Genomic DNA, 20,020 nt, shown 5'->3' on the forward strand with positions numbered 1-20,020 from the left:
TTTAGGCCTGCAACAGGCGGTTTATTATGAAAAAAGCCGTGCTATTTGTACAGCATCAGCCATTTTGTCAATTGATTTTTCAACATATCCCGATAATAGCCCGGCTCGGCGATTTCCGCCTCGCCTTCAAATTTCATGACCCAGCGGACAAAAGAGGCCTCTTGCGCAATTGCCACCTTGAAATGCAGGCAGCGATTCAGCCGGTCCACCTTGCTTGGTTTGACGGGCATCTCCTCGTCCTTGATCCAATCCATCATCCGCGGGCTAAACCTGACCTTGAAATCGATGAGCAGGCTGTCCTGATCGAGCCCCCATTCCCGGTTCGTCCAATTCTGCAAATCGAAGCTTTTCTTGGCAAACCCGCGGTCCAGCGGCCTGACGATTGAAAAGCCGTCTACGTGGAACGCGCGAAAATCGCGCCGCCGGTGGCAATAGCCGATTAAATGATACCGGTTTTCCAGTGATACCAAGTGGTAAGGATCGATCTGCAGATCCTTTTCCTCTCTGGCGTTCTCGGAATAATCGGCCTGAATGCAGACTTGCTTCAAAGTGGCACCGAGCAAATCGGCTACGAAGGGCGGAGGCTCTGCAGCCTGGCCGCCCCGCTCACCCCGGAGCAATCCCGCTTCCCTGCTGACAATTTCAATGCGTTCCTCCCGTTCTTTCTTCTGTTTGTATTCCGCTGCCATAATTTTTTCGTACGCGGATTCAAATTCCGGGGGCAGCATAGGCTTGATCTCTTTCATGATGCCCCGCATCCGAGAAAAGGCGGCTGATTCTTCATCCGACAAATCCAATGGGTACAAGGCGAAGTTGCCGATAAACACGTAACCCTTGCCATGCCCCATATGGGTAATGGGGATATGCATGGCGCTCAGCGCATCCATATCCCGGTAAATCGTTCTCTCACTACTTCCGCAGCGTTCAGCCAGCTCGCGGGCTAAGATTCCGGGTTTGGCTTGAACCAGTGTGATAATGCGCATCAGCCGGATTAATCGGTCTGTCATATTCAATTCCCCTTGATTTATGGCTACAAAGCAATAATAGGTTTATTTCTATTGTTGCCACAATGTTATGTCACACGTTCTGTAAACTATTTCTGTCGATTACGGGGCCAGACGACTAGGAATCAGTCCGCGAAAGCTCTATGTTTAGGCTGAAAAAGGATGGTCGTATATTATGTATAACGAAGGCCGCTTGGTCGTTTGTTTATTGCAGGAGGCTATCGAGTGCTGCCCGCATAGGCTTTGATCCAGGGACGGGATTCAGAACTAAGCTGCTTGTACAAAAGCTCCGCCTCGCGCACCAGCACCATATCCCCGGAACGGGCCGCCAGCAGCAACAGCTTGTCAGCCTGCCTGCGCAGTTTTTCGCATGCCGGATGGAGAGGGTTGTTCGTCTGCAGCAGCGCCACTTCCTCCCGGATCGACTCGGTTTTAAGCAGCTCCAAATGCTTCTCCACCAAAAAGCAGCAGGAGGTCCGAAGAATGTCGGTATGAAGCGTATATTCAAGGCCCAGCTTGATCAATGGCAGTTCGCGGAGCCGGTCGGCGGGCGGCTGCCTGTATTGCCACTGCAGCCAAATGGCTTCATGGTATCCGGCATTCATCGGCGAGAACGTAAATTCCAGCGCGAGATATTGCCGCGTCCCCGCTTGGATTTTTCCAAGCCGCAGGAGCAGTGAACGTCCCTCTCCGGCTTCCGCGGTGCAGCCATGCGCCGCCTTGAAGGTTACATGCGGCTCCAGCCAAATCCGCAGCTCGATCTCCCGGGCTACCGTTCTCCGGTTGCGTTTGCGTAACTCCTCCCCCTCTGTACCCTTCCATTCCACGAGCAAAACCGCGTTCGCGGATTCGCCTGCAAAAATCTTGTCCTGGCCCCAAGTGTAAACGGGGTGTATACTTGCATGCATATTTCCACCTCTCTCTAATTCTGGGTCTTCTATTAATGTACCAATATTGGTGGACAACTCCTTGTCACGGAATATATGTTCGCCTCTATAATATCGACAAAAATAGAGCTCTACTGCGAGAAATTAGCTTGCCTCTTTGCGCAAAGTGCACAATCAGGTGACGAACCCGATTTTTTTGCAGGACTCGCGCGGATCTTTTTGAAACCTGTCGGTCTCGCCTGTGGTATTATAACTATGGTTATGCCTCCTTCCAAGAGGGTAAAAAGTCTTACATTCCGGCGCATTCCAATCTTCCATATGTTGTAAAATGGAATGTTTGCCTTACAACGGTGGTGTTTCTTTATGAAGAAAATGGTCGTTAAATGGCTACGCTTGGCCCTTCTTCCGGTTGCACTGGTGCTGGCGATTCCCGCACCTCAGGCGCATGCCAATTACATCAACGATTTATATAACGGATTTAAAACCTTTTCGGAATTGCCCGACGAGGTTAACCAGCTCCAGGACAGCTACCGGCAGGCGGCCGAGGAACTGGAAAAAACCAAAAGCGAGCTCGGCGAAACGGCGGATCAGCTGGATGAGACGCGCGATCAGCTGGGACAAGCCATGGACCAAATGGAGGCGTACCGCACCGAAAATGCGTCCCTGCAGGAGCAGAACAAGCAGCTCAGCCTTGCGGTGGAAGAGATGAAGCAGGAGCGTACGGCACGCGAAAGCTATTTTAAAAAGATAAAAGTCACGGTCATCACCGGTCTCTGCCTGCTCTTCGGTTATTTCCTGCTGATCCGTCTCCTGCGCTTCGGCATGCGCCGCCGTTCGGGCCGGCAGGACCGGCTGCGCTGACAAGGAGGATGAAGCATGAACGTTGAAATTCAGGATGAAGGGGACAGCGGCGGCGGACAAGCGGTCGCTTTTACCCTGGACGGGAAAGACGAAATCCATGTCCTGTACCCGCAGCAAATTATCGCTTACCAGGGGCCGTCGTCCGGCCGGGCCGACCGGCTGATGGACGTTAAAGGTATGTACCGCAAACGCAAGCTTATCCGCTCCGATCTGACCGGTCCCTGCCGGTTTATCGCTGCCCTGCCGCCCGGATACCGGGTGAAAATTTTGAACATCGATGGAAAAAGCGATTTGCTCTACGACTTCAAGCATTTATTTTTTTACAGCAGCGGCATCCATATGCGTACGAAAGTGTTAAGCATGAAAAATATGCTCGTGACCCGCGATATCGTGAAGGTCAAATTTTCCGGCACCGGCAGCTTCGGCATCCTGACCGAGGGCACGGTATGCGAAGCGCCGCTTCATCCCACGGAGCCGCTGTTCGTCGATGCCGGCAGCCTGATCGCCTATCCGGAGAACGCCCGCCTGGAGCTCACGGTGTACGGCAACCATCTGGCCAGCCAGCACATGAGCTATCACTGGAAAATGACCGGCCACGGCCCCGTGTTGTTCCAGGCCGGACGGCAAAACCGCCGGTTTGAACGCGAAAATCAGGAAGACGGCATCATCAAGCGCTTTTTGCGGGAGGTGCTGCCGTTCGGCGGCGTATTTATTAAATAGGTCGCATCACAAAAAGCGCCCGTGCGTTGGTTACACGCACGGGCGCTTTTTGTGATGGCCGGATGCTTTGCGGCATGCCGGCCGGTTCGGTTTGTCGGTTTTAGCCCAGGTAAGCGTTCAGCATCCAGGCGGTTTTCTCCACGCTGCTGCGAATGCCGATGAAGAGATCGGCTGTCGGATGATCATCCAGCTCTTCGGCCAACGTAATGGCATCCTTCAGTTCGGCAGCGATCGTGCCGAAATCCTTGACCAGCGCGGCAACCATTTCGCTTGCGCTTTCGCCGCCGTCGGCTTCCTTCAGCTGCGAGAGCTCCAGGTATTGCTTCATGGTGGAGGCCGGTTTGCCGCCGATCGCCAGGTTGCGTTCGGCCAATTCGTCCACATAGCCGGCTGCTTCATTGTACAGTTCTTCGAATTTTTCATGCAGGGTGAAGAAATGCGTACCGCTCACGTACCAGTGGTAGTGGTGCAGCTTCACGCCGAGCAGGCTCCAGTTGGCGGTTTGACGGTTCAATGCGGTGTAAAGTTCGGTTTGATTTTTCAATTCGGTGCTCATTCGAATAACCTCCTAAATGATTTGTATATTATTATTGTATTTAGACTCATTCTAAATCTATATACAATTTAACACAAACAAACGATTTTTGCAAATGTTATTCGGATCGTTAATGAAAATTCTAGCATTCCCTCTTCGGCCATCCTGTTATTTCCGTCACAGGAAAGCAAAAGCTGATAAATTGCCATAACTGACTTTAATGAGGCACAAAAGATAACATTCATGAACCGCTTACATCGGTAAAATGTTCGTTTCCGCCGCCTTTCCCTTGCCTGAACGGAAGAATGCGCGCATTTCCTCGCGTCTGGCCTTCGGGCTCAGGACATATACCGTATCGCCGGGCTGCAGGATCGTGCTGCCATGGGGCGCAATGATGTTTTTTCCGCGGATGATCGCGGTGAACAAAATGTCTTCGGGCAAACCGAGCCGCTCGATCGGGGTTCCGGCTACCGGCATGCTCGGCTCAATCCGGATATGGTTAAATTCGGAATCCGTCGTCCCCAGCGCAACAAGCTCCATCAGCGACGGCTGCGCGGCTTCGTCTTTGCCGACCAGCTTCAGCCGCATCGCCAGCGGCGAAATCGTTGTGCCCTGGATGACGGCGGAGGTCAATACGACGAAAAAGACTACATTAAAGAACAGCCGCCCGTGCTCCAGCCCGGCCAGCAGCGGATAGGTCGCCAGCACGATCGGGACCGCCCCGCGCAGGCCGGCCCAGGAAATCAGCGTTTTCTCCCTGAACGAAAATCTGGAGAACAGCAGGCTCAGCAGCACGCCTGCGGGCCTTGCGACGACCATCAAAATAATCGACAGCAGCAGGCCGTCCCAGGCAATCGCCGGCAGCTCCTGCGGGAAGACCAGCAGTCCGAGCAGCACGAACATGGCAATCTGCATCATCCAGGCAAAACCATGGTTGAAGTTCATGATGGTCCGGTGGTACATCAGCTCCGAATTGCCGAGCGTGAGGCCCATAATATAAACTGCCAGCAGCCCGCTGGCATGGACCGAGGCCGCCAGACCGTAGGTCAATACCGCAAAGCCGATAGCCAGCACCGGGTACAATCCGGTTGAATCCAGGTTGATTTTGTTGATAAAGCCCACCGCCAGCTTGCCGAGCGCTGCCCCCAGCACAAGCCCGATGCCCATTTCCCATACAAACGAAAGCAGCAACGTCCAGATGGCCGTCTCCGGATGCGAAATCCATTCAATCAGCGAAACCGTCAGAAAGACCGCCATCGGATCATTGCTGCCGGATTCGGCCTCCAGCGTGGAGGTGAGACGTTTGTCGATATTTTTCCCGCCCAGCACGGAGAATACGGCAGCCGCATCAGTCGAACCGACAATCGCGCCGAACAGGAAGCTCTCTGCCCAGCTTACATCCAGGATGAATCTGGCGAACAGTCCGACGATCGCCGTAGTCAGCACTACACCGACCGTAGCCAGGGACAGTGCCGGTGCGATAATCGGCCGGATATCCTTCATATTCGTCTGCATGCCGCCTTCGAACAGTATGACGACCAGGGCGAATATGCCCGCAATCTGCGTAATGGACGCATTGTTGAAATAGACAAAATGGTTCAGCGCCATGCCGGCGGCAATAAACAGCACAAGCGACGGCATGCCGAAGCGGGTGGAAAATTTCGTAGAGAATACCGCCACCAGCAGCAGAATGGCCAGCAGCAAAATGACGGAGTCCGCTAAATGCGTCATGACATGCCTCATTCCCTTCTTCACGGCCTCAAACGGCGCAGTTGCGCCCCTTGGTTACTCATTCTATTAACCGCAAACGGCAGGAATTGAGCCAGCTCATGCCGTCATCCGGTTTATCTTGGCAATTCTTGAATCATCTCATGCATTCCGAGGTCGTGAAAAGCAAAAAAGGCCTCCGGACTCCCCAACTAGGGAGCCCGGAGGCCTTTTTCGAAGCGCAGCATCTGCTGCGCGGATCTACACCATTTCGGCAAAGCCCGGAAAGTCCTGGAGCGCCGGCCGGCCGACCGGGTAATAGCTGAACCCAATATCCTTCAGCTGTTCCGGCGTAAAGGCGTTCCGTCCGTCGATCAATACCGTGCCGCGCATGGCCGCCTTCACGCCGGCCAGATTCATCTCCTTGAACGCCTTCCATTCGGTCAGCAGACATAGCGCATCGCTGCCCTCCGCCGCTTCGAGCGGCGAGCTGCACCAGCGGATGCCGGGGGCATTGCGCAGCCGGCGGAAATTGTCCATCGCCACCGGATCGTACACCTTCGGCGTCGCGCCGAGCTGCAGCAGCCGGTCGACGATCTCCAGCGCAGGCGCTTCGCGGACATCATCCGTCTCCGGCTTGAAGGCTAGCCCCCACAGCGCGACAGTGCGGCCCTCCAGGCTGCCAAGCGCCTCCTGCAGCTTGCGGATGACGCTGAACCGCTGCTCCTTGTTCACCTCTACGACCGATTTCAGCAGCTTGAAATCGTAGTGCACATTGCCGGCGATCTGAATCAGTGCCGTCGTGTCTTTAGGGAAGCAGGAGCCGCCGTATCCGATGCCGGCGCCGAGAAAAGACGGGCCGATGCGCGAGTCGAGGCCCATGCCTTTGGCGACCTCGGTGACGTCTGCTTTCACTTTTTCGCAGATGTTGGCGATTTCGTTGATAAAGGAGATTTTGGTGGCGAGAAAGGCATTGGATGCGTATTTGATCATCTCCGCGCTGCGGATATCCGTAACGAGGATGCTTCCCGGCAACGGCCGGTGCAGCTCGGTCAGCAGTTCGGCGGCGCGGGAGCTTTCCGTCCCGATGATGATCCGGTCGGGCGACAGGGTATCGCGGATCGCCGTCCCCTCCCGCAAAAACTCCGGCAGCGAAGCGATGTCGAAAGGACCGTCGTACAGCTCGCGCAGCAGCCCGGCCACGCGGTCGTTCGTGCCGACCGGTACAGTGCTTTTGACGCAAACGACCTTGTAGCCGTTCATCGCCGCTCCGATCTCGCGTACTGCGGCGTCTACGTACCGTAAATCGGCTTCGCCGCTCGGCAGCGACGGCGTTCCGACAGCGATGATTACCAGCTCCGCCTGCGAGACGGCTTCCGGCAGATCGGTCGTGAATTCCAGGCGCCCGGCTTCCATGTTCGCCAGAGACAGCTCGCGGAGTCCCGGCTCATAGATCGGAATGCCCCCTTGCCGCAGCAGCGCGATCTTGGCTTCATCCTTGTCGACGCAAGCCACCTGGTGTCCAAGCTCTGCATAACATACGCCGGAGACCAGCCCGACATATCCTGTGCCAATAACCGTTATCTTCATACTTTTCGCCCTCCTGAATAGGTTCGGTTGCGCCAAAAGCTTGCTTTCATCCCTTCGCCGGTTCGATCCCCAGCTTGACTGTCCCTTTCTCCCTGTCTGCCAGCGCCGCAGCCTGCCGGGACAAAGCGCGCAGCACCAGCAGGAAGCTGGATGCAAACCGGACGGCCATCCCGATGCAGACGCTCCAGGCCGCTCCGGCGGCGCCATAATCCGGGATGAGCAGCATGGAGCTGATCAGAATAGCAGCGCAGGCCAGCAGGTAAACCGGAATCTGGTGCTTGATGTACCGGGAGACGGTCAAGGCCGCGGTCAGGCAGCCCGCTCCGTACCAAATGGCGCTCGCCAGCATAATGATCAGAAAGACATCCCGGTAACGGGCATAGTCGGCGTTGTACAGCAGCGTAAGCAGAAAGTCTCCGAGAAAATAGGCGGCGAATATCCCGACCGCGCCCAGCAGAAGACATAAGGACAGCATCTGTCCAAGGGTACGCTTGAATTGCTTCAAATCCCCGAGATAAAAACGTGACAGCCGCGGCCCCGCGGCCTGCGTCATCGCGTTGACGAACGTTCCTCCGGCCATCATGATGTAAGCGATGGCCGAGAAATACCCGAGCGCCTCCTCGCCCCCGATATGTTGCAGCACATAGCGGGGTATACTGGCGTTCAGCGAATCCAGCGTCGCCGCGATGCCGAGCGGCAGGACGAGCAGGAACAGGCGCGTCAGCATGGCGCGCCCGCCTTCGCCGCTGCCGGCTGCGGACAACGGCCGGTCAGGAGCCTGCGGCGCTTTCTCCAGCAGCGCCGCTCCGTTCCGGCGGTCGTACAGCAGCAGAATCAGCAGCCAGACGACCGCCAGCAGCAGCGCACCGAAGGCCACGCTTCCGGTGGCGTACACGCCGGCACCGAGCGCGAGCACCGAGGTCGCCCCCTTCAGCATCAGCGATTTGCCGATAAACTCCATCCGTTCCCGGCGCTGGAACAGGCCGAAATAAATATCCGACACCGCTTCGGCCGCTTTGGCTGCGCCGACCAGCAGCAGCACGAGCGCCCCCTCTCCCGAGAGCGGGATGAACGCCGTCACCGCAGCGATGGCAACGCAGGCGGCGGCGACGGACCACAGCCGCAGGGTCAAATAATCGCGGAAGGCGTATTGCCCCCGGGCGTCGGTCGCCTGAAAATCACGAAGCTGAAAGTTCGCGAACAGTATGACCGGCGCCGCAACCGATAAGGCCAGCACATACTGGCCGACCATGGCCGGGCTGCCGAGCTTGGCGAGCAGCACGACCATCCCCCACTGGGAGACGGAATAGAATAAATTCCCGGAAAACAGCCAGGAGAAATTTTTGCCCGGCACCTTCGGCCTCATCCCCATCGCATATTCTCCTTTGCCAGGCGGACGGGCACCTGCGCCGGCTCGGCCGGAGAGAATCGTTCCTTGAAATACGCGGCCGGAAAGCCCACATGGACCTCGTTGGCGGGGATGTCCTTGATCACCGTGCTTCTCGCTCCGGCTACGCCCAGCTCATGGATCGTCACGCCGGGGTAGACGAAGACATGGCTGGCGACCCATGCCCCGTCCTTCAGCTCGATCGGCTTCGTAATCAGGCCGAAATGCGGGTCGCTCAGCTTGTGGCTGCCGGTGCACAGATAGGCATTCTGGGAGATCACGCAATGGCTCCCGACGGTAATGCGGTCCAGGCTGTACAGCTCGGCGTGATCGCCGATCCATGAATAGTCGCCGATGGTGACTTTCCACGGATAGGTGAATTTGGCTGAAGGCCGTATGCGCACGCCTTTGCCGACCCGGGCGCCGAACAGGCGGAGGATGGTGCTGCGGAAGCCGTACATATGGTGCAGCGAGAACCGGAACACCGTTCCCTGAATGAACCACCACAGCATGACGATGGCGTTGCTTCTGCCCCGAACGTACCAGGACTGATCGTATTTCGCTAAATTTATCTTCATGATTCAGACCTCATCCATAATTTGTTCAAGCCGTTTCAAATAGTCCGCTTCTTTGAAATTGCGCAGAATTTTGCTCCGGTTCGCCCGGGCCATCGCCGGAAGCGGACGGCGGTCCTGCAATATCCCCTCCAGCACCGAGGCGATTTCGTCCGGCGCCTGGGCCCCGACCAGATAACCGTTGTCGCCCGAGACGATGTCGGGGATGCCCGCATGCGCCGTGGAAATGACCGCAAGGCCGTTGCCCATCGCCTCAATGATGGAGATCGGCTGGCCTTCGTTCGGGTAATAGGTGGGCAGCGCAAAAATATCGCTGCGCTCCAGCAGGCTTTTTTTGCGCTCGCCGGTGACTACGCCGTGGTAACGGACAAACGGCTCTAGCCCCTCTGTTTTTACAAAAGCATGGAATTCCGCTTCATCCTCCGGCCGGAAGAAATTGCCGGCAAAATGAAAGCGGATCTCGCGGCCCTTCAGCCGCTTTGCCGCTTCAAGCAGGTCAAAGTAGCCTTTGCTCCTGATAAAATTGCTCAAATACAGCACTTCCAGCGGACGTTCTTCGTCTGTCAACCGGCCGAGCTTCTCCGTAAACGCCTCCTCGCCGATGAGCTGGCTGTCTTCAATGCAATTTTCGCATATTCGTATTTTCGCGGAATCAACGATTCCGGCAAAAAGCGATTCCAGGCTTTTACTCAGCACGATCATAATGTCCACCTTGGCCAGCAGCCGCCGGTTCAGCGCCCGCTGCAGCCGGCCGAACCGCCTGTACAGCTCCCTGTAATAGCCGCCGTGATAATGGATCACGACCTTTTTCCGCTTCCGGTACAGGTTCAGCAGAATCAGCATATCCCGCAGGTTGCCCCATTTGGATTGCGAGATCGTGAAGTAATAGATGTCGCTCTCCAGCCGGTTCAGGCTGCCGAGATGAGCGGCGACCTTTTTGTTGTCCTTAATGTCAACGGAGGTCAATTCGTATTTTTCGTTGAACACCCGGGAGCGGATCAGCGTCTCCAGCGCTTTGGACAGCCCATGGACGGGGGGCGGAAACTGGCCGATGACGCAGATTTTTTTCATCACGATTACCTCCAATCGCAGCCGGGTCCTCCCCTTTGCCGATTCCTAGCCGCGAGACGAATGGATGTTGCAGAAAGGCTACCCAGAAGAGCACCTGTATGAAGGCAAATGAATCGAATTGCAGCAGCGCGTAGAGCAGCAGAATGACGATCAGGCGCGGAAAGTTGCCCCGGTGCCCCTGGACGATCAGCGCCAGCAGCGTCAGGAACAGCAGAATGCCCGGCAGGCCGAACTCGGATAAAAAGCGGGTATACATGTTGTACTGCGGGAGAACGAGCGTCGTTTTGGCCTGGCGTAGCTCTTCATTCTCCTCCAGCGTTTTGGCAGGGATCAGATCCTGATTATCCAGGTAGCCGTAGTGAAAATTACCGAGTCCATACCCGAGCAGCGGGCGGTCCAGGAAGGAGGCCAAGCCGAGCTGCGAGTAGGTGCTGCGGATGCTGAAAGAGTTATCGTTCGCGAGTGAGGCAGGGTCTTCGTAGATGTGCAGAATACGATAGTAGTGGTCGGAGTTTAAATGAAAAACATTGCGGACAAAAATGGTGTTCAGCCCGACGAGGAAGACGGCGCCGATCAGCGCCAGCTTCAGCATCAGCAGCGGAAAGGTCTTCGCCGTGCTGGTGACCACCAGGTATGCGAGCAGGAAAAATAGGAGGTCGATGTAATAGCGGATGGACAAGGAGAGCAGCGAGAGCAAGACGAACAGAACCACCAGAATTTTATCCGCTTTGGCGAGGCGGCCATATTTGCTCAGAACAAGATAGGCCGGGAACAGCAGCAGGTTGGTATGCAGCCCAATATAAGACGGCTCGGAAAAGGTAAAATGCAGCCGCCCGGTGGTGACGTAGGCGTCCCGGTGCACGAAGAAACCGATCAAGCTCCGCAACGCGCCGCTTGGCACGGCGTAGATGTACACCAACTGGAGCAGACCGATCCCTACCGCCAGCCAGTAGCCCCGCAGCATCCAGCGGAACAGGACCAGAACGGCATCCGGCTTCTCCTGGTTCATGTCCATAAAGATTTTGAAGCTTAAGTAAATCACGATTCCGGCCGCCAGCGAGAACACCGCGTCCGAAAGTCCCGCGGAGGCATAGCCATGCTCCTTGCCGAGCAGCGCGGAGATCAGGGCCGCCGAGACCAGAATCACGAAGGCCCACACTTCTTTGCGCTGAAACCGCAGCCGCAGCAGCGCGGGAAGATGCAGCGCAAAATAGAGCACAATCAATATCAGGGAAACCGGCTTGTACGCTCCGCCGAACATGAACGGGAAATTGTCCAGCGGGAGGAGCGCGAAAGCGAGATACATCAGAGCATTCATAGCCATTCTCCTGTACCCTGGGCTAGTAACTATAACGTCCGGCCTTTTTCCCTTTGGCATGATTCAGGACCGCCCCCAGAACCCGGGCTTTGACGAGCGCCAGGCTTTCCTTCGCTTTCAGCGCGGCGGCGGTTTTGACCTTGCCCGGCTTCACTACGAGCAGCACGCCGTCGCATTCGGCGGCGATAATCTGCGCATCGCTGGAGTCCAGCAGCGCCGGGGTGTCGACGAGAATGTAGTCAAAGCGGTCCCTCAGCTCGCTCAGCGCAGCCGGAAGCTGCGGCGACGTGAATAACGCCGAGACGTTGACCGTACTGCCTCCCGCGCGGAGCAGGGTTAAACCACTGTCCCCGACCGGGATAAGCACATCATGCAGCGTCGCCCGGCCCCCCAGCAGCTCGCCGAGTCCCGGGCCGGCTTCGATATGGAACAGCTCATGCTGTACAGGCCTCCGCAGGTCGGCATCGATCAGCAGCACCTTGCGGTGGCTTTGGGCATACACGGCAGCCAGATTGGCGGCGGCTGTGCTTTTGCCTTCGCCGGCAATCGCCGACGTAATGACAATCGTCTTGAGGCCTTCCCCCTGATGCGAGTAATCGATGTTCGTTCGCAGCTTGCGGAATGCTTCAGCCGCCGCCGAATCGGGACGGCTTTCGGATATCACATCGTTTTTAGGCTTCGAGCGTGACATTCTTGTTCCCCCTCGCTCCATTGGTTTTGGCCTTCTTCGCCGTCTCCGCGCCGCGTGCCGGAATGGCCGGAACCACAGAATAGGTGGCGAGGCCGAGCACTTCGCGGATATCCTTCTCCGTCTTCAGCGTATCGTCCAGATAATCCAGCAGGAACATCAGGCCGATGCCCAGCATGACGGAGAGCACAAAGCCGATAATCATGTTCAGCAGCGGCTGGGGAGAACTCGGCGCAGGCTGATCCTGCGGATCGGCTTCGCTCAGCACGCTGATGTTGTCGATCTTCATGACCTTGGGAACCTCGGTCTGGAATACGGCGGCCACGGCATTGACGATCGCCGCTGCCTGCGTGTAGGCGGCATCCGTCGTTGACAAGGACATCACCTGCGATTCGTCCACCGCCGAGACGCTCACCTTCTTCAGCAGTTCATCGGAGGTCAGGCCCAGCTGCGGATAACGCTCGGATACCAGATTCATGATCCGCGGCGACAGGATAATCTCCTTATACGTCGTGATCAGACGGATATTGGAGTTGATCGTGGTCAGGTCCAGTTTGCCGCCAAGCGTCTCCAGATCCTGCTTCGGGGTCACAATCAGCTTCGTCTCTGCTGTATACTCCTTGTCGGTCAGCAGGAAGGTGTACACGCCCGTCGCCGCAGTAATTGCAACCACGAGCAGCGCAAGCAGCCACAAACGTTTGCGGATTACGGTCCAATACTGTTTCAGCTCCACCTGAAAGCCTCCATTCGAACATTTTAGAGTTTCTACATGGTTTGACAACGGTTCATTACGCAAACAAAAATTCTCGTTAGGAGTATTTGTCGAGATAATTATATTCGTTTTGAATAATATTGTAAACCTGAAAATGGTAACAACTCACAAATTTACAGCATATTTTCAAGCATGAACAGCACGTCGGACCGGAGGGCGGCCAGCTTTCTCCGGCTCTCCTGCCGGTCTGCGGCATACGTGCCGAAGAACAGCTGCAGGCCAGGCCATGCGCTTCCGGCGCGGAGGCCGTACCACGAACCGTCCTCCAGCACGAATTTGAGCGCATCGGCCCGCCCCTGCTCCAGCGGCAGATGTTTGCCCTTGGCAAGATGGATGAGCTCACCGGCGCGGAAATCAAACAGCCGCTCCACTTTGATTCCGCCCAGCACCCGCAGGAAATCCTTCGCGAGCCGGCCCATCAGCAGGCTGACCCGCTGCCGGCCCTCCAGACCGCGGAAGTTCAGCTCCACCCGGTCCTCGGCGTACCAGCCGTACTCCTCATACAGGCTGAGCAGCTCGGCATGCAGCGTTCGGCCCACCGATTTGTAGTACGCGGACATTTCGGCAGCCAGCAGCGCGTAAGGGATCGCGTCGCTGGCCGCGGAAGGCGCACCCAACGTGAAGCCGCCGTCTTCATCGTATCCGATCAAGCCCCCCGCGGCGTCGGCATGCACCAGTTCGCCGGCCGCCGCTTTCCCGCCGCCGCTGCCCGCATGGATAATCCGCAGGCCGGCTTTGCGGGCGACGGCCGCGGCCAGTTCGCCGCTGAACAGCGATTTCAGCAGCGCACCGCCAGCTGGGGACTCGCCCCGCAGCTTCTTTTGCCGCAGCACATAATTCAGTGCCAGGGCGGCCGTCTCCCCGGGAGACAGCCGCATATAGCGTCCCCCGTCCGCCTTGATGGACAAAGCCATCCGGGACAGCTGCGGATCGAAGGCCACGATCAGATCGGCATTAAAGGTTCCGGCGGCCGCATATGCGCTTCGCCAATCGAATTGCTCCGCGAAATGGCCCGCCGGAATTCCGCCGGCCTGGCTGCCTTCCGGCAGGGAGTGCACCGCGGTAAAACCGGAACGCCGCAAGGCGCTGCGCAGCGGATGGAATTCCTCGCGGTCCTCCTGAAGCTGCAAAATCCGCACGGAAGAGCCGATGATCTGGTTCGATTCGCTGGACATCGCGACGCGCTCCATTTCCTTGAGATACGCCTGTTCGATCTCCCCGCCGGCAAACACCAGCCGGCCTTTGCCGGTTGCCGCTTCCGCATCCATCGTTTGGATGCTTAACCCATCCTCCCATTGCGCCATGTATCGGGACAGCCGGCTGGACGTCTCCCGCGGGGCAGGCCAGCCCTGCTCGTCATACAGGATGCAGCCGCTGAAATCTTCCCCGCCGGTCATATGCAGTCCCCCTGCGGCATGCAGATAACGCACCGCAAAGGCCAGTTCTCCCCCGGGCGAAGGACGGCTGAACAAATAGCATTTCACCTCGTTATTGGCGAGCACGAGCGCGGCTTGTTCGGCGAGGCCCCTGGAGAACGGGTGGGAATCGTAGCCGATGGCGATGCCCCGCTGCTGGGCGGCAAAGCCGCGGCTGCGGATCTCTTCGGCCAGCCCCCGGCAGACGCGGCGGATCGTGTAGATGTTCATCCGGTTCGTGCCGACCCCGGTTGCCCCGCGGACTCCGCCCTCCTCCAGCGGCAAATCCTGATAGAAGCGGTCGATAATGTCGGAGGCTTTGAGCTCGTTCAACTCTTTGCTCAGGTAAGCGGGGAGCTCGGCATTTTTCCAGCGGTGGTACCGTTTCTGCAAGATTTCTTCCAATTGTTCTGCGATAGCCTGCAAGGCATTCCCTCCTTTGCTGTAAATGTGCGCAGTCGCCGATGCTTTAAGAGGTCTTCCGGCAGTGCTCCGCCATCTCGTCCCAGGTCTGGTACAGCTCCAGCATCCGGTTCGGCTCGTTGTGATAACCGCTCTGCACGACGATCATCTCCAGGTCCTCGGAGGCCCGTGCCGTATGCAGCGTCTTCATCGGGATATGCAGCACGTTGCCCGGCCCGATAACCATAAAATTGCCGTTCTGCACGAATTCGGCTTCGCCTTTGATAATGGTCCATACTTCCTCGCGGCTGGTATGCATCCGGTAGCTGAGGCTTTTTCCGGCTTCGATGCCGACCCGCTTCGTGACCGCGCAGCGTCCGTTGTCGTACGTTTTATCGTCCAGAATCCGCACCCAGCCCCACTGCCGCTCTTCATACATCGGGCCTTGGTCATAATTGATATAATCCTTAATCCGCGGGCTTTGGCTTTTGTCGGTGACGAGAATGCCGTCCGGACTGACCGCGACCACAATGTCCGAGAGGCCGACGATGGATACGGGAATGTCGATCTCATTGATTAGATGCGTATTCCGGCAATCGCCGCTGATCGTGCCTTTGCCGATCTGCCGGTTCTTCATTTCTTCCGTCAGCGTATTCCAGGTGCCGAGATCCTTCCAGCAGCCGTCATAAGGCACGGCCGCGATATGGGTAGCCCGCTCGACCACCTGATAGTCGAAGCTGATCTTGGGCAATCGATGATACTGCGCCGAAAGCCCGGCATAATCGGTCGGCCAGCCCTCCGCTTCCAGCAGCCCGATCAGAAACCCGAGCCGGAAGGCAAAGACGCCGCAATTCCAAAGCGCGCCGCGGGCGATCAGCTCCCCGGCTTCGTCTTCCAGCGGCTTTTCGCGAAAATGGCTGACCCGCCGGTAATCCGCGTCTTCCGCACCGCCTTCTTCGGGGACAATGTAACCGTATTTCGAAGAAGGATAAGTCGGCTGTACCCCGATCAGGGCCAGTTCGGCTCCGGAAGCCGCGACGACGTCCTCCAGCTGCCGGACCGTATCGAAGAAGCGTGTCTCCACGTACGGGTCCACCGGCAAAATGGCCACCACTTCGTCCAGCCCCGCACCGGCGCGGGAATACAAATAAGCTGCGGCCAGTGCAATCGCCGGAAAGGTGTCCCGGCGTTCAGGCTCGACAATGAGAGGTACCTCCGGCCCGAGCTGGCTCTGCATCATTTCAATCTGGGCTTTGCCCGTAGCAATGTAAGCGGAGGTATCCAGTCCGCTTCGGCGGATCTGCCCCCACACCCGCTGGACCATGGAGACCAGCTCCCGCTCCTCGTTCTCGAGCACCTTCAGAAATTGCTTGGAGCGTGAATCGTTGGACAGCGGCCATAACCGTTTGCCGGAGCCGCCGGATAACAGGACCAGCTTCATTAATCATCCCGCCCTTTCATGAAATTTGGAGCGACAGCAGCAGTTCGCGGTACCGGTTCAGCGACAGCTCCCGGCGCAGATGCTGCTCCAGATACAGGCGGCCCCGCAAGCCGCATTCCGCCAGCGCTTCGCGGTCCTGCTCGTAAAACGCCTGGATGCTGCGGGCCACCTCTGCGTAGGCATGCGGCTCAACCAGCAGGCCGCAGCCGCTCTCGCGGATCAGCCGGTGCGCTTCGCTGCCGCTCTCCAGCACGCCGAGCACCGGTTTGCCCGCGGCCATCACGCCGTAAATTTTGCTCGGCACGGAAACGCCTTTGATGCCCTTCTGGTTCACCACCAGATGCACGTCGGCGGCATTCAGGGAGTAAACAAGCTCCTCTTTCGGCTGATAAGGCAGGAAATGCACCCCGGTCAGCTCTTCCTCGGCCACGAAGCGCTGCATCTTGGCCTTGACCGCCCCCTCGCCGATAAACACGAACGCCAGATCTTTCCGGTCGCGGAACACGGCGGTCTGCCGGATGAGGTTCTCCAGGTCGTAATAGAGCCCCAGATTGCCGGAGTACATCACGATGAACTTATCCTCCAGCCCATGCTTCGAGAGGAACTCCCGCACCCGCGGATGCTCTTTGCCCAGCGGAATAATCTCTTCCTCGTTCGTCCAGTTGTTGATGACGGTGTTATCGGTCACCTGCCTGCCTGCGAACCGCTTGAGCAGCGTCTCCTGCATATCCTGGCCGACGGTAATGATGTGGTCGGCCAGCTTGCAGTTCAGCGTATCGACCCAGCGGGCGATCTTCAGCAGACGCGGGTTCCGGACAAAACCGACGGCCAGCGCCTGCTCGGGATTGAAGTCCTGAATGTTGTAGATATGTTTCGACCGCTTCAGCAGCTTGCCGATCGTGCCGATCAGCCCGCCGAGAATCGGCGGCTGGGAGATCGTATAGATGAAGTCCACGTCCCGCTGCTTCAGCACGGCGGCGACGGCATAAAAAAAGTAGGTTGCGATATACCGCAGCCTACTCCGTTTGTTCAGCTTATTCACCGCAGGCAGCCGGATGCGGACGATCTCGATGTCCTCCAGGCGGTCCTTGGCGAACCGCGGCCCCTTTTCGCCCGCCGCTTCTCCCGAATACCCTCCAGGCTGCGCGGCGATGACGGTGATCTCGAAATCCTTCTGCAAATGCAGGCACAGCTCGGTCAGCAATTGCCCGGTCGATGCGTAGTCCGGATAAAAATAATTGATGACAAACACAATTTTCGGCTTCATCGGTTACACCTCGCTCGAAATGGGTTCACGGCCGGCCCGGGTGGCCAGCCGGATCGCCCGGACCACCGAATTGGCGTAGGTCCGCGGATGCAGCTTTTTCCACTGGCTCAGCTTGATCTTGCGGTTTGATTTCAAATAGGCAACATTGTCAAACAGCCATCCCAGCGCCGCATCCATGCTGTCCGGATCGAGCGGATCGGCGATAATGCCGTTCTCCTTGTCGACGATCAGGTCGCTGGTCACGCCGGCATATTTGGAAGCCAGCACGAAGGTCCCTGACACGAGCGCTTCATTCACGACCAGCCCCCATACTTCGATCAGCGACGGAACGAGCAGGCAATCGGCCGCGGTCAGATAGGCGGTCAGCTCTTCCTTTTGCTTGTAGCCTTCGAAAAAGACCTTGTCGTCCATCCCGTGCTCATGGACCAGCTCGCGCAGCTTCCGCTCATCCGGTCCGGTGCCGACGATGGACAGCCTCCAGCCGGAGGGCCGGTTCAGCCGGGCCAGGGACAGCAGCGTTTCTTCCAGTCCCTTGCGTTTGATCAGCTGGCCGATGAACAGCAGGTTCAGCTGCCCGTCATTTTTCGGCTTCGGCAGGCCCGCGCTTTTGCGGTAATAATACCGGACGTCCACGGTGTTGAAGCCGACGGCCATCTTCTCTTCAGGAATGCCGTAATGCGTCAGGCAGCGGGCCGAATCCGAGCCGTAGGTAACGAAAGCATCCGCCGAGCGGAAAAACAGCCCGCGTACCGCATGCATCAGCCGGTTTCGGACCCGGCTGCTCTCCAGCGTGCTGCCCCACCAGACGACGAATTTTTTGCGGAACAGCTTGGCGTAGATCAGGCTTTCCCAGAAGGCAATGGCGTCATAGCTCGTCGTGATGATGACGTCGGGATTCGCACGCACCAGCTTGAAGAAGATCCCCGGGTTAATGTGCAGCCCGAAATCCATCCGGCGGATAAACCAGTGGAACCCGCGCAGGCAGGTGTACCGGAAACGCATTTCCTCATAATCGATGTTCCATTCCCGGTTGCCTTCCTTCTCCTCCAGGAACCAGACGGTGAGGTCGATCTCCTCGGAGGCGTCGATGGTGTTATAGACGGGAATCCGGTACGGGGCGATCTGATAGGCAATCAATAGTGTTTTTATCATATAACCCTACCTTCTCTTATCTAACGGATATATAAGCCGGTTGTACCGCAAAAGCCGCTTCCTCCCGCTTCTCCTCCTCCGGGTCCCGGTACGGCGCCATCAGCAGCAGATACAGCAACGGCGCATCCAGAATCGGCTGGGAGATCAGCGAGGTGAGGACAATGGGAATGACCGCAAGCAGATACCTTTTCCGGCGCTCCGCCGCAAGCATGGGCGCGAAGTAGACCGCAAGCGTCAGCACGACGCCCGCCACCCCGATCATCGACGAAGCTGCCACCAGGTTGATGCCCGCGTTCGGGGCCTTGATGTTGTACATCCCGGCACCCATCGGATTGTCCTCCAGCGCCTCAATGCCCGCCTCCGTGGCCGTCGTCCGGTCGGAGATGGACGCTCCGTGCGTTTCGTTTTTCTCGTGAATGCCGATAAACGGCGCATACATGACGACCCCATACGTAAAGAGCAGCAGGAACACGGCGCTGAGAATCCGTCTGTGCAGCAGGCAGTGCAGCACGAGATTGACGAACAGGATCGCCAGCCCGGCGGTGGAAAAAGAGGCGGCAATGCCGAGCAGCAGCGTCAGCTTGATCCAGCGTTTATCGAGCCGCAGCGACTTCAGGTTGAACAGCGACCACAGCAGGAACATCTGCAGGATGCCCGACTCCCGGAACAGCCCGAGCAGGCGCGGAAAACGGATGCCGTCAACCGTATACACGCCGTACATGACCGTAAACGGAAAGTACGTCGTCCCCGAGGAGGGATAGGTGCCGATCTTGATCCGGAACAGCTCCAGCTGCTCCATGGGGCGCCACGCCACAGCCAGCGTAAGCGTCAAATAATAAGAAATGACAAACCCGAGGAAGACGATGACCAGGCTGCGGAAAAATACGTAGCTCGCCCGCTTCTCGCTCAGGATAAACGCCGCCGCCAAGGCGACAACGCCGTTGAGCGCCGCCGATTTGAGCACGACCATCAGCGATACGGAATTCATCAGCATGGCATGGCCGAGCAGATAGCCGAACAGCAGGAGCACCAGCACGAGCACGAGGCGCGGGCCGCCCTGCACGCCGAGCTTTTTCTCCGGATGAATCCGGCAGTCCAGCAGATGAAACAGCAGTGCCAGCAGCGCCAGCCCCAGTCCCAGAATGGAGTAATCCTCCCCGAACGCTGTAGGCTTTACGAAAAAAGCCGTCAACAGCAGCAAGCCGATTTTTAGCGCAAACGACATCTC

Annotated in this window: 18 protein-coding genes; 2 read left to right on the forward strand and 16 right to left on the reverse strand. The window is 57.6% G+C overall.

Going from position 1 to position 20,020, the window contains the following annotated elements:
• Nucleotides 1-41: 41 nt before the first annotated feature.
• Together BMW84_RS13960 and BMW84_RS13965 are read right to left on the reverse strand one after the other, a co-directional pair.
• On the reverse strand, nucleotides 42-1,007 hold the full coding sequence (locus BMW84_RS13960; protein WP_091069427.1) for a helix-turn-helix transcriptional regulator: 966 nt from the start codon (nucleotides 1,005-1,007) through the stop codon (nucleotides 42-44).
• Nucleotides 1,008-1,222: 215 nt separating this feature from the next.
• The gene (locus tag BMW84_RS13965; RefSeq protein ID WP_091069430.1) at nucleotides 1,223-1,912 is read right to left on the reverse strand and encodes a hypothetical protein; all 690 of its coding nucleotides are present in this window, start codon (nucleotides 1,910-1,912) and stop codon (nucleotides 1,223-1,225) included.
• Between the two features lie 342 nt (nucleotides 1,913-2,254).
• Between BMW84_RS13965 and BMW84_RS13970 the strand changes: the two genes are divergently transcribed.
• Together BMW84_RS13970 and BMW84_RS13975 are read left to right on the forward strand one after the other, a co-directional pair.
• Complete coding sequence (locus BMW84_RS13970; RefSeq protein ID WP_091069432.1) at nucleotides 2,255-2,752, forward strand: coiled-coil domain-containing protein; 498 nt, start codon at nucleotides 2,255-2,257, stop codon at nucleotides 2,750-2,752.
• Nucleotides 2,753-2,767: 15 nt separating this feature from the next.
• On the forward strand, nucleotides 2,768-3,472 hold the full coding sequence (locus tag BMW84_RS13975) for an AIM24 family protein (protein ID WP_091069434.1): 705 nt from the start codon (nucleotides 2,768-2,770) through the stop codon (nucleotides 3,470-3,472).
• Between the two features lie 100 nt (nucleotides 3,473-3,572).
• Here BMW84_RS13975 and BMW84_RS13980 read toward each other — a convergent pair whose 3' ends face one another.
• The 14 genes from BMW84_RS13980 to BMW84_RS14045 form a co-directional block, all read right to left on the reverse strand.
• Nucleotides 3,573-4,028 carry a Dps family protein gene (locus BMW84_RS13980; protein ID WP_091069437.1) on the reverse strand — a complete coding sequence of 152 codons (456 nt, stop codon included), beginning with the start codon at nucleotides 4,026-4,028 and terminating at the stop codon, nucleotides 3,573-3,575.
• Between the two features lie 231 nt (nucleotides 4,029-4,259).
• The gene (locus BMW84_RS13985; RefSeq protein ID WP_254772985.1) at nucleotides 4,260-5,738 is read right to left on the reverse strand and encodes a potassium/proton antiporter; all 1,479 of its coding nucleotides are present in this window, start codon (nucleotides 5,736-5,738) and stop codon (nucleotides 4,260-4,262) included.
• A 237-nt stretch (nucleotides 5,739-5,975) separates the two neighbouring features.
• A complete protein-coding gene (locus BMW84_RS13990) occupies nucleotides 5,976-7,304 on the reverse strand; it encodes a UDP-glucose dehydrogenase family protein (protein WP_091069441.1) in 1,329 nt (442 codons plus the stop codon).
• 46 nt (nucleotides 7,305-7,350) lie between these two features.
• Nucleotides 7,351-8,676, reverse strand: a complete 1,326-nt coding sequence (locus BMW84_RS13995; protein ID WP_091069442.1) for a lipopolysaccharide biosynthesis protein — start codon at nucleotides 8,674-8,676, stop codon at nucleotides 7,351-7,353.
• Nucleotides 8,667-9,269: a WcaF family extracellular polysaccharide biosynthesis acetyltransferase gene (locus BMW84_RS14000; RefSeq protein ID WP_091069444.1), complete on the reverse strand. Its 603-nt coding sequence runs from the start codon at nucleotides 9,267-9,269 to the stop codon at nucleotides 8,667-8,669. The genes BMW84_RS13995 and BMW84_RS14000 overlap by 10 nt, the downstream gene beginning before the upstream one ends.
• A gap of 3 nt (nucleotides 9,270-9,272) precedes the next feature.
• On the reverse strand, nucleotides 9,273-10,337 hold the full coding sequence (locus BMW84_RS14005; protein WP_091069445.1) for a glycosyltransferase family 4 protein: 1,065 nt from the start codon (nucleotides 10,335-10,337) through the stop codon (nucleotides 9,273-9,275).
• Complete coding sequence (locus BMW84_RS14010; protein ID WP_175498813.1) at nucleotides 10,219-11,655, reverse strand: O-antigen ligase family protein; 1,437 nt, start codon at nucleotides 11,653-11,655, stop codon at nucleotides 10,219-10,221. Before BMW84_RS14010 ends, BMW84_RS14005 begins: the two co-directional genes overlap by 119 nt.
• A 22-nt stretch (nucleotides 11,656-11,677) precedes the next feature.
• On the reverse strand, nucleotides 11,678-12,346 hold the full coding sequence (locus tag BMW84_RS14015) for a CpsD/CapB family tyrosine-protein kinase (RefSeq protein WP_175498814.1): 669 nt from the start codon (nucleotides 12,344-12,346) through the stop codon (nucleotides 11,678-11,680).
• Nucleotides 12,327-13,076, reverse strand: a complete 750-nt coding sequence (locus BMW84_RS14020; protein WP_175498815.1) for a YveK family protein — start codon at nucleotides 13,074-13,076, stop codon at nucleotides 12,327-12,329. The genes BMW84_RS14015 and BMW84_RS14020 overlap by 20 nt, the downstream gene beginning before the upstream one ends.
• 152 nt (nucleotides 13,077-13,228) lie before the next feature.
• Nucleotides 13,229-14,956, reverse strand: coding sequence for a phosphohexomutase domain-containing protein (locus tag BMW84_RS14025; RefSeq protein ID WP_091069452.1), 1,728 nt, complete (start codon nucleotides 14,954-14,956; stop codon nucleotides 13,229-13,231).
• Between the two features lie 43 nt (nucleotides 14,957-14,999).
• Nucleotides 15,000-16,373, reverse strand: coding sequence for a sugar phosphate nucleotidyltransferase (locus BMW84_RS14030; protein WP_091069454.1), 1,374 nt, complete (start codon nucleotides 16,371-16,373; stop codon nucleotides 15,000-15,002).
• A gap of 16 nt (nucleotides 16,374-16,389) precedes the next feature.
• A complete protein-coding gene (locus tag BMW84_RS14035) occupies nucleotides 16,390-17,640 on the reverse strand; it encodes a glycosyltransferase family 4 protein (protein ID WP_091069456.1) in 1,251 nt (416 codons plus the stop codon).
• Nucleotides 17,641-17,643: 3 nt separating this feature from the next.
• Nucleotides 17,644-18,792, reverse strand: coding sequence for a glycosyltransferase (locus tag BMW84_RS14040; protein ID WP_091069457.1), 1,149 nt, complete (start codon nucleotides 18,790-18,792; stop codon nucleotides 17,644-17,646).
• 16 nt (nucleotides 18,793-18,808) lie between these two features.
• Nucleotides 18,809-20,017 carry a hypothetical protein gene (locus BMW84_RS14045; protein ID WP_091069459.1) on the reverse strand — a complete coding sequence of 403 codons (1,209 nt, stop codon included), beginning with the start codon at nucleotides 20,015-20,017 and terminating at the stop codon, nucleotides 18,809-18,811.
• Nucleotides 20,018-20,020 lie beyond the last annotated feature (3 nt).

Source organism: Paenibacillus sp. NFR01 (assembly GCF_900111565.1).
GTDB lineage: Bacteria > Bacillota > Bacilli > Paenibacillales > Paenibacillaceae > Paenibacillus_AQ.

Bases quoted from the DNA above. Each gene is read 5' to 3' on its own strand.
- BMW84_RS13960 (WP_091069427.1), bottom strand. From the start codon at position 1,007: ATGACAGACCGATTAATCCGGCTGATGCGCATTATCACACTGGTTCAA.
- BMW84_RS13965 (WP_091069430.1), bottom strand. From the start codon at position 1,912: ATGCATGCAAGTATACACCCCGTTTACACTTGGGGCCAGGACAAGATT.
- BMW84_RS13970 (WP_091069432.1), top strand. From the start codon at position 2,255: ATGAAGAAAATGGTCGTTAAATGGCTACGCTTGGCCCTTCTTCCGGTT.
- BMW84_RS13975 (WP_091069434.1), top strand. From the start codon at position 2,768: ATGAACGTTGAAATTCAGGATGAAGGGGACAGCGGCGGCGGACAAGCG.
- BMW84_RS13980 (WP_091069437.1), bottom strand. From the start codon at position 4,028: ATGAGCACCGAATTGAAAAATCAAACCGAACTTTACACCGCATTGAAC.
- BMW84_RS13985 (WP_254772985.1), bottom strand. From the start codon at position 5,738: ATGACGCATTTAGCGGACTCCGTCATTTTGCTGCTGGCCATTCTGCTG.
- BMW84_RS13990 (WP_091069441.1), bottom strand. From the start codon at position 7,304: ATGAAGATAACGGTTATTGGCACAGGATATGTCGGGCTGGTCTCCGGC.
- BMW84_RS13995 (WP_091069442.1), bottom strand. From the start codon at position 8,676: ATGGGGATGAGGCCGAAGGTGCCGGGCAAAAATTTCTCCTGGCTGTTT.
- BMW84_RS14000 (WP_091069444.1), bottom strand. From the start codon at position 9,269: ATGAAGATAAATTTAGCGAAATACGATCAGTCCTGGTACGTTCGGGGC.
- BMW84_RS14005 (WP_091069445.1), bottom strand. From the start codon at position 10,337: ATGAAAAAAATCTGCGTCATCGGCCAGTTTCCGCCCCCCGTCCATGGG.
- BMW84_RS14010 (WP_175498813.1), bottom strand. From the start codon at position 11,655: ATGAATGCTCTGATGTATCTCGCTTTCGCGCTCCTCCCGCTGGACAAT.
- BMW84_RS14015 (WP_175498814.1), bottom strand. From the start codon at position 12,346: ATGTCACGCTCGAAGCCTAAAAACGATGTGATATCCGAAAGCCGTCCC.
- BMW84_RS14030 (WP_091069454.1), bottom strand. From the start codon at position 16,373: ATGAAGCTGGTCCTGTTATCCGGCGGCTCCGGCAAACGGTTATGGCCG.
- BMW84_RS14035 (WP_091069456.1), bottom strand. From the start codon at position 17,640: ATGAAGCCGAAAATTGTGTTTGTCATCAATTATTTTTATCCGGACTAC.
- BMW84_RS14040 (WP_091069457.1), bottom strand. From the start codon at position 18,792: ATGATAAAAACACTATTGATTGCCTATCAGATCGCCCCGTACCGGATT.
- BMW84_RS14045 (WP_091069459.1), bottom strand. From the start codon at position 20,017: ATGTCGTTTGCGCTAAAAATCGGCTTGCTGCTGTTGACGGCTTTTTTC.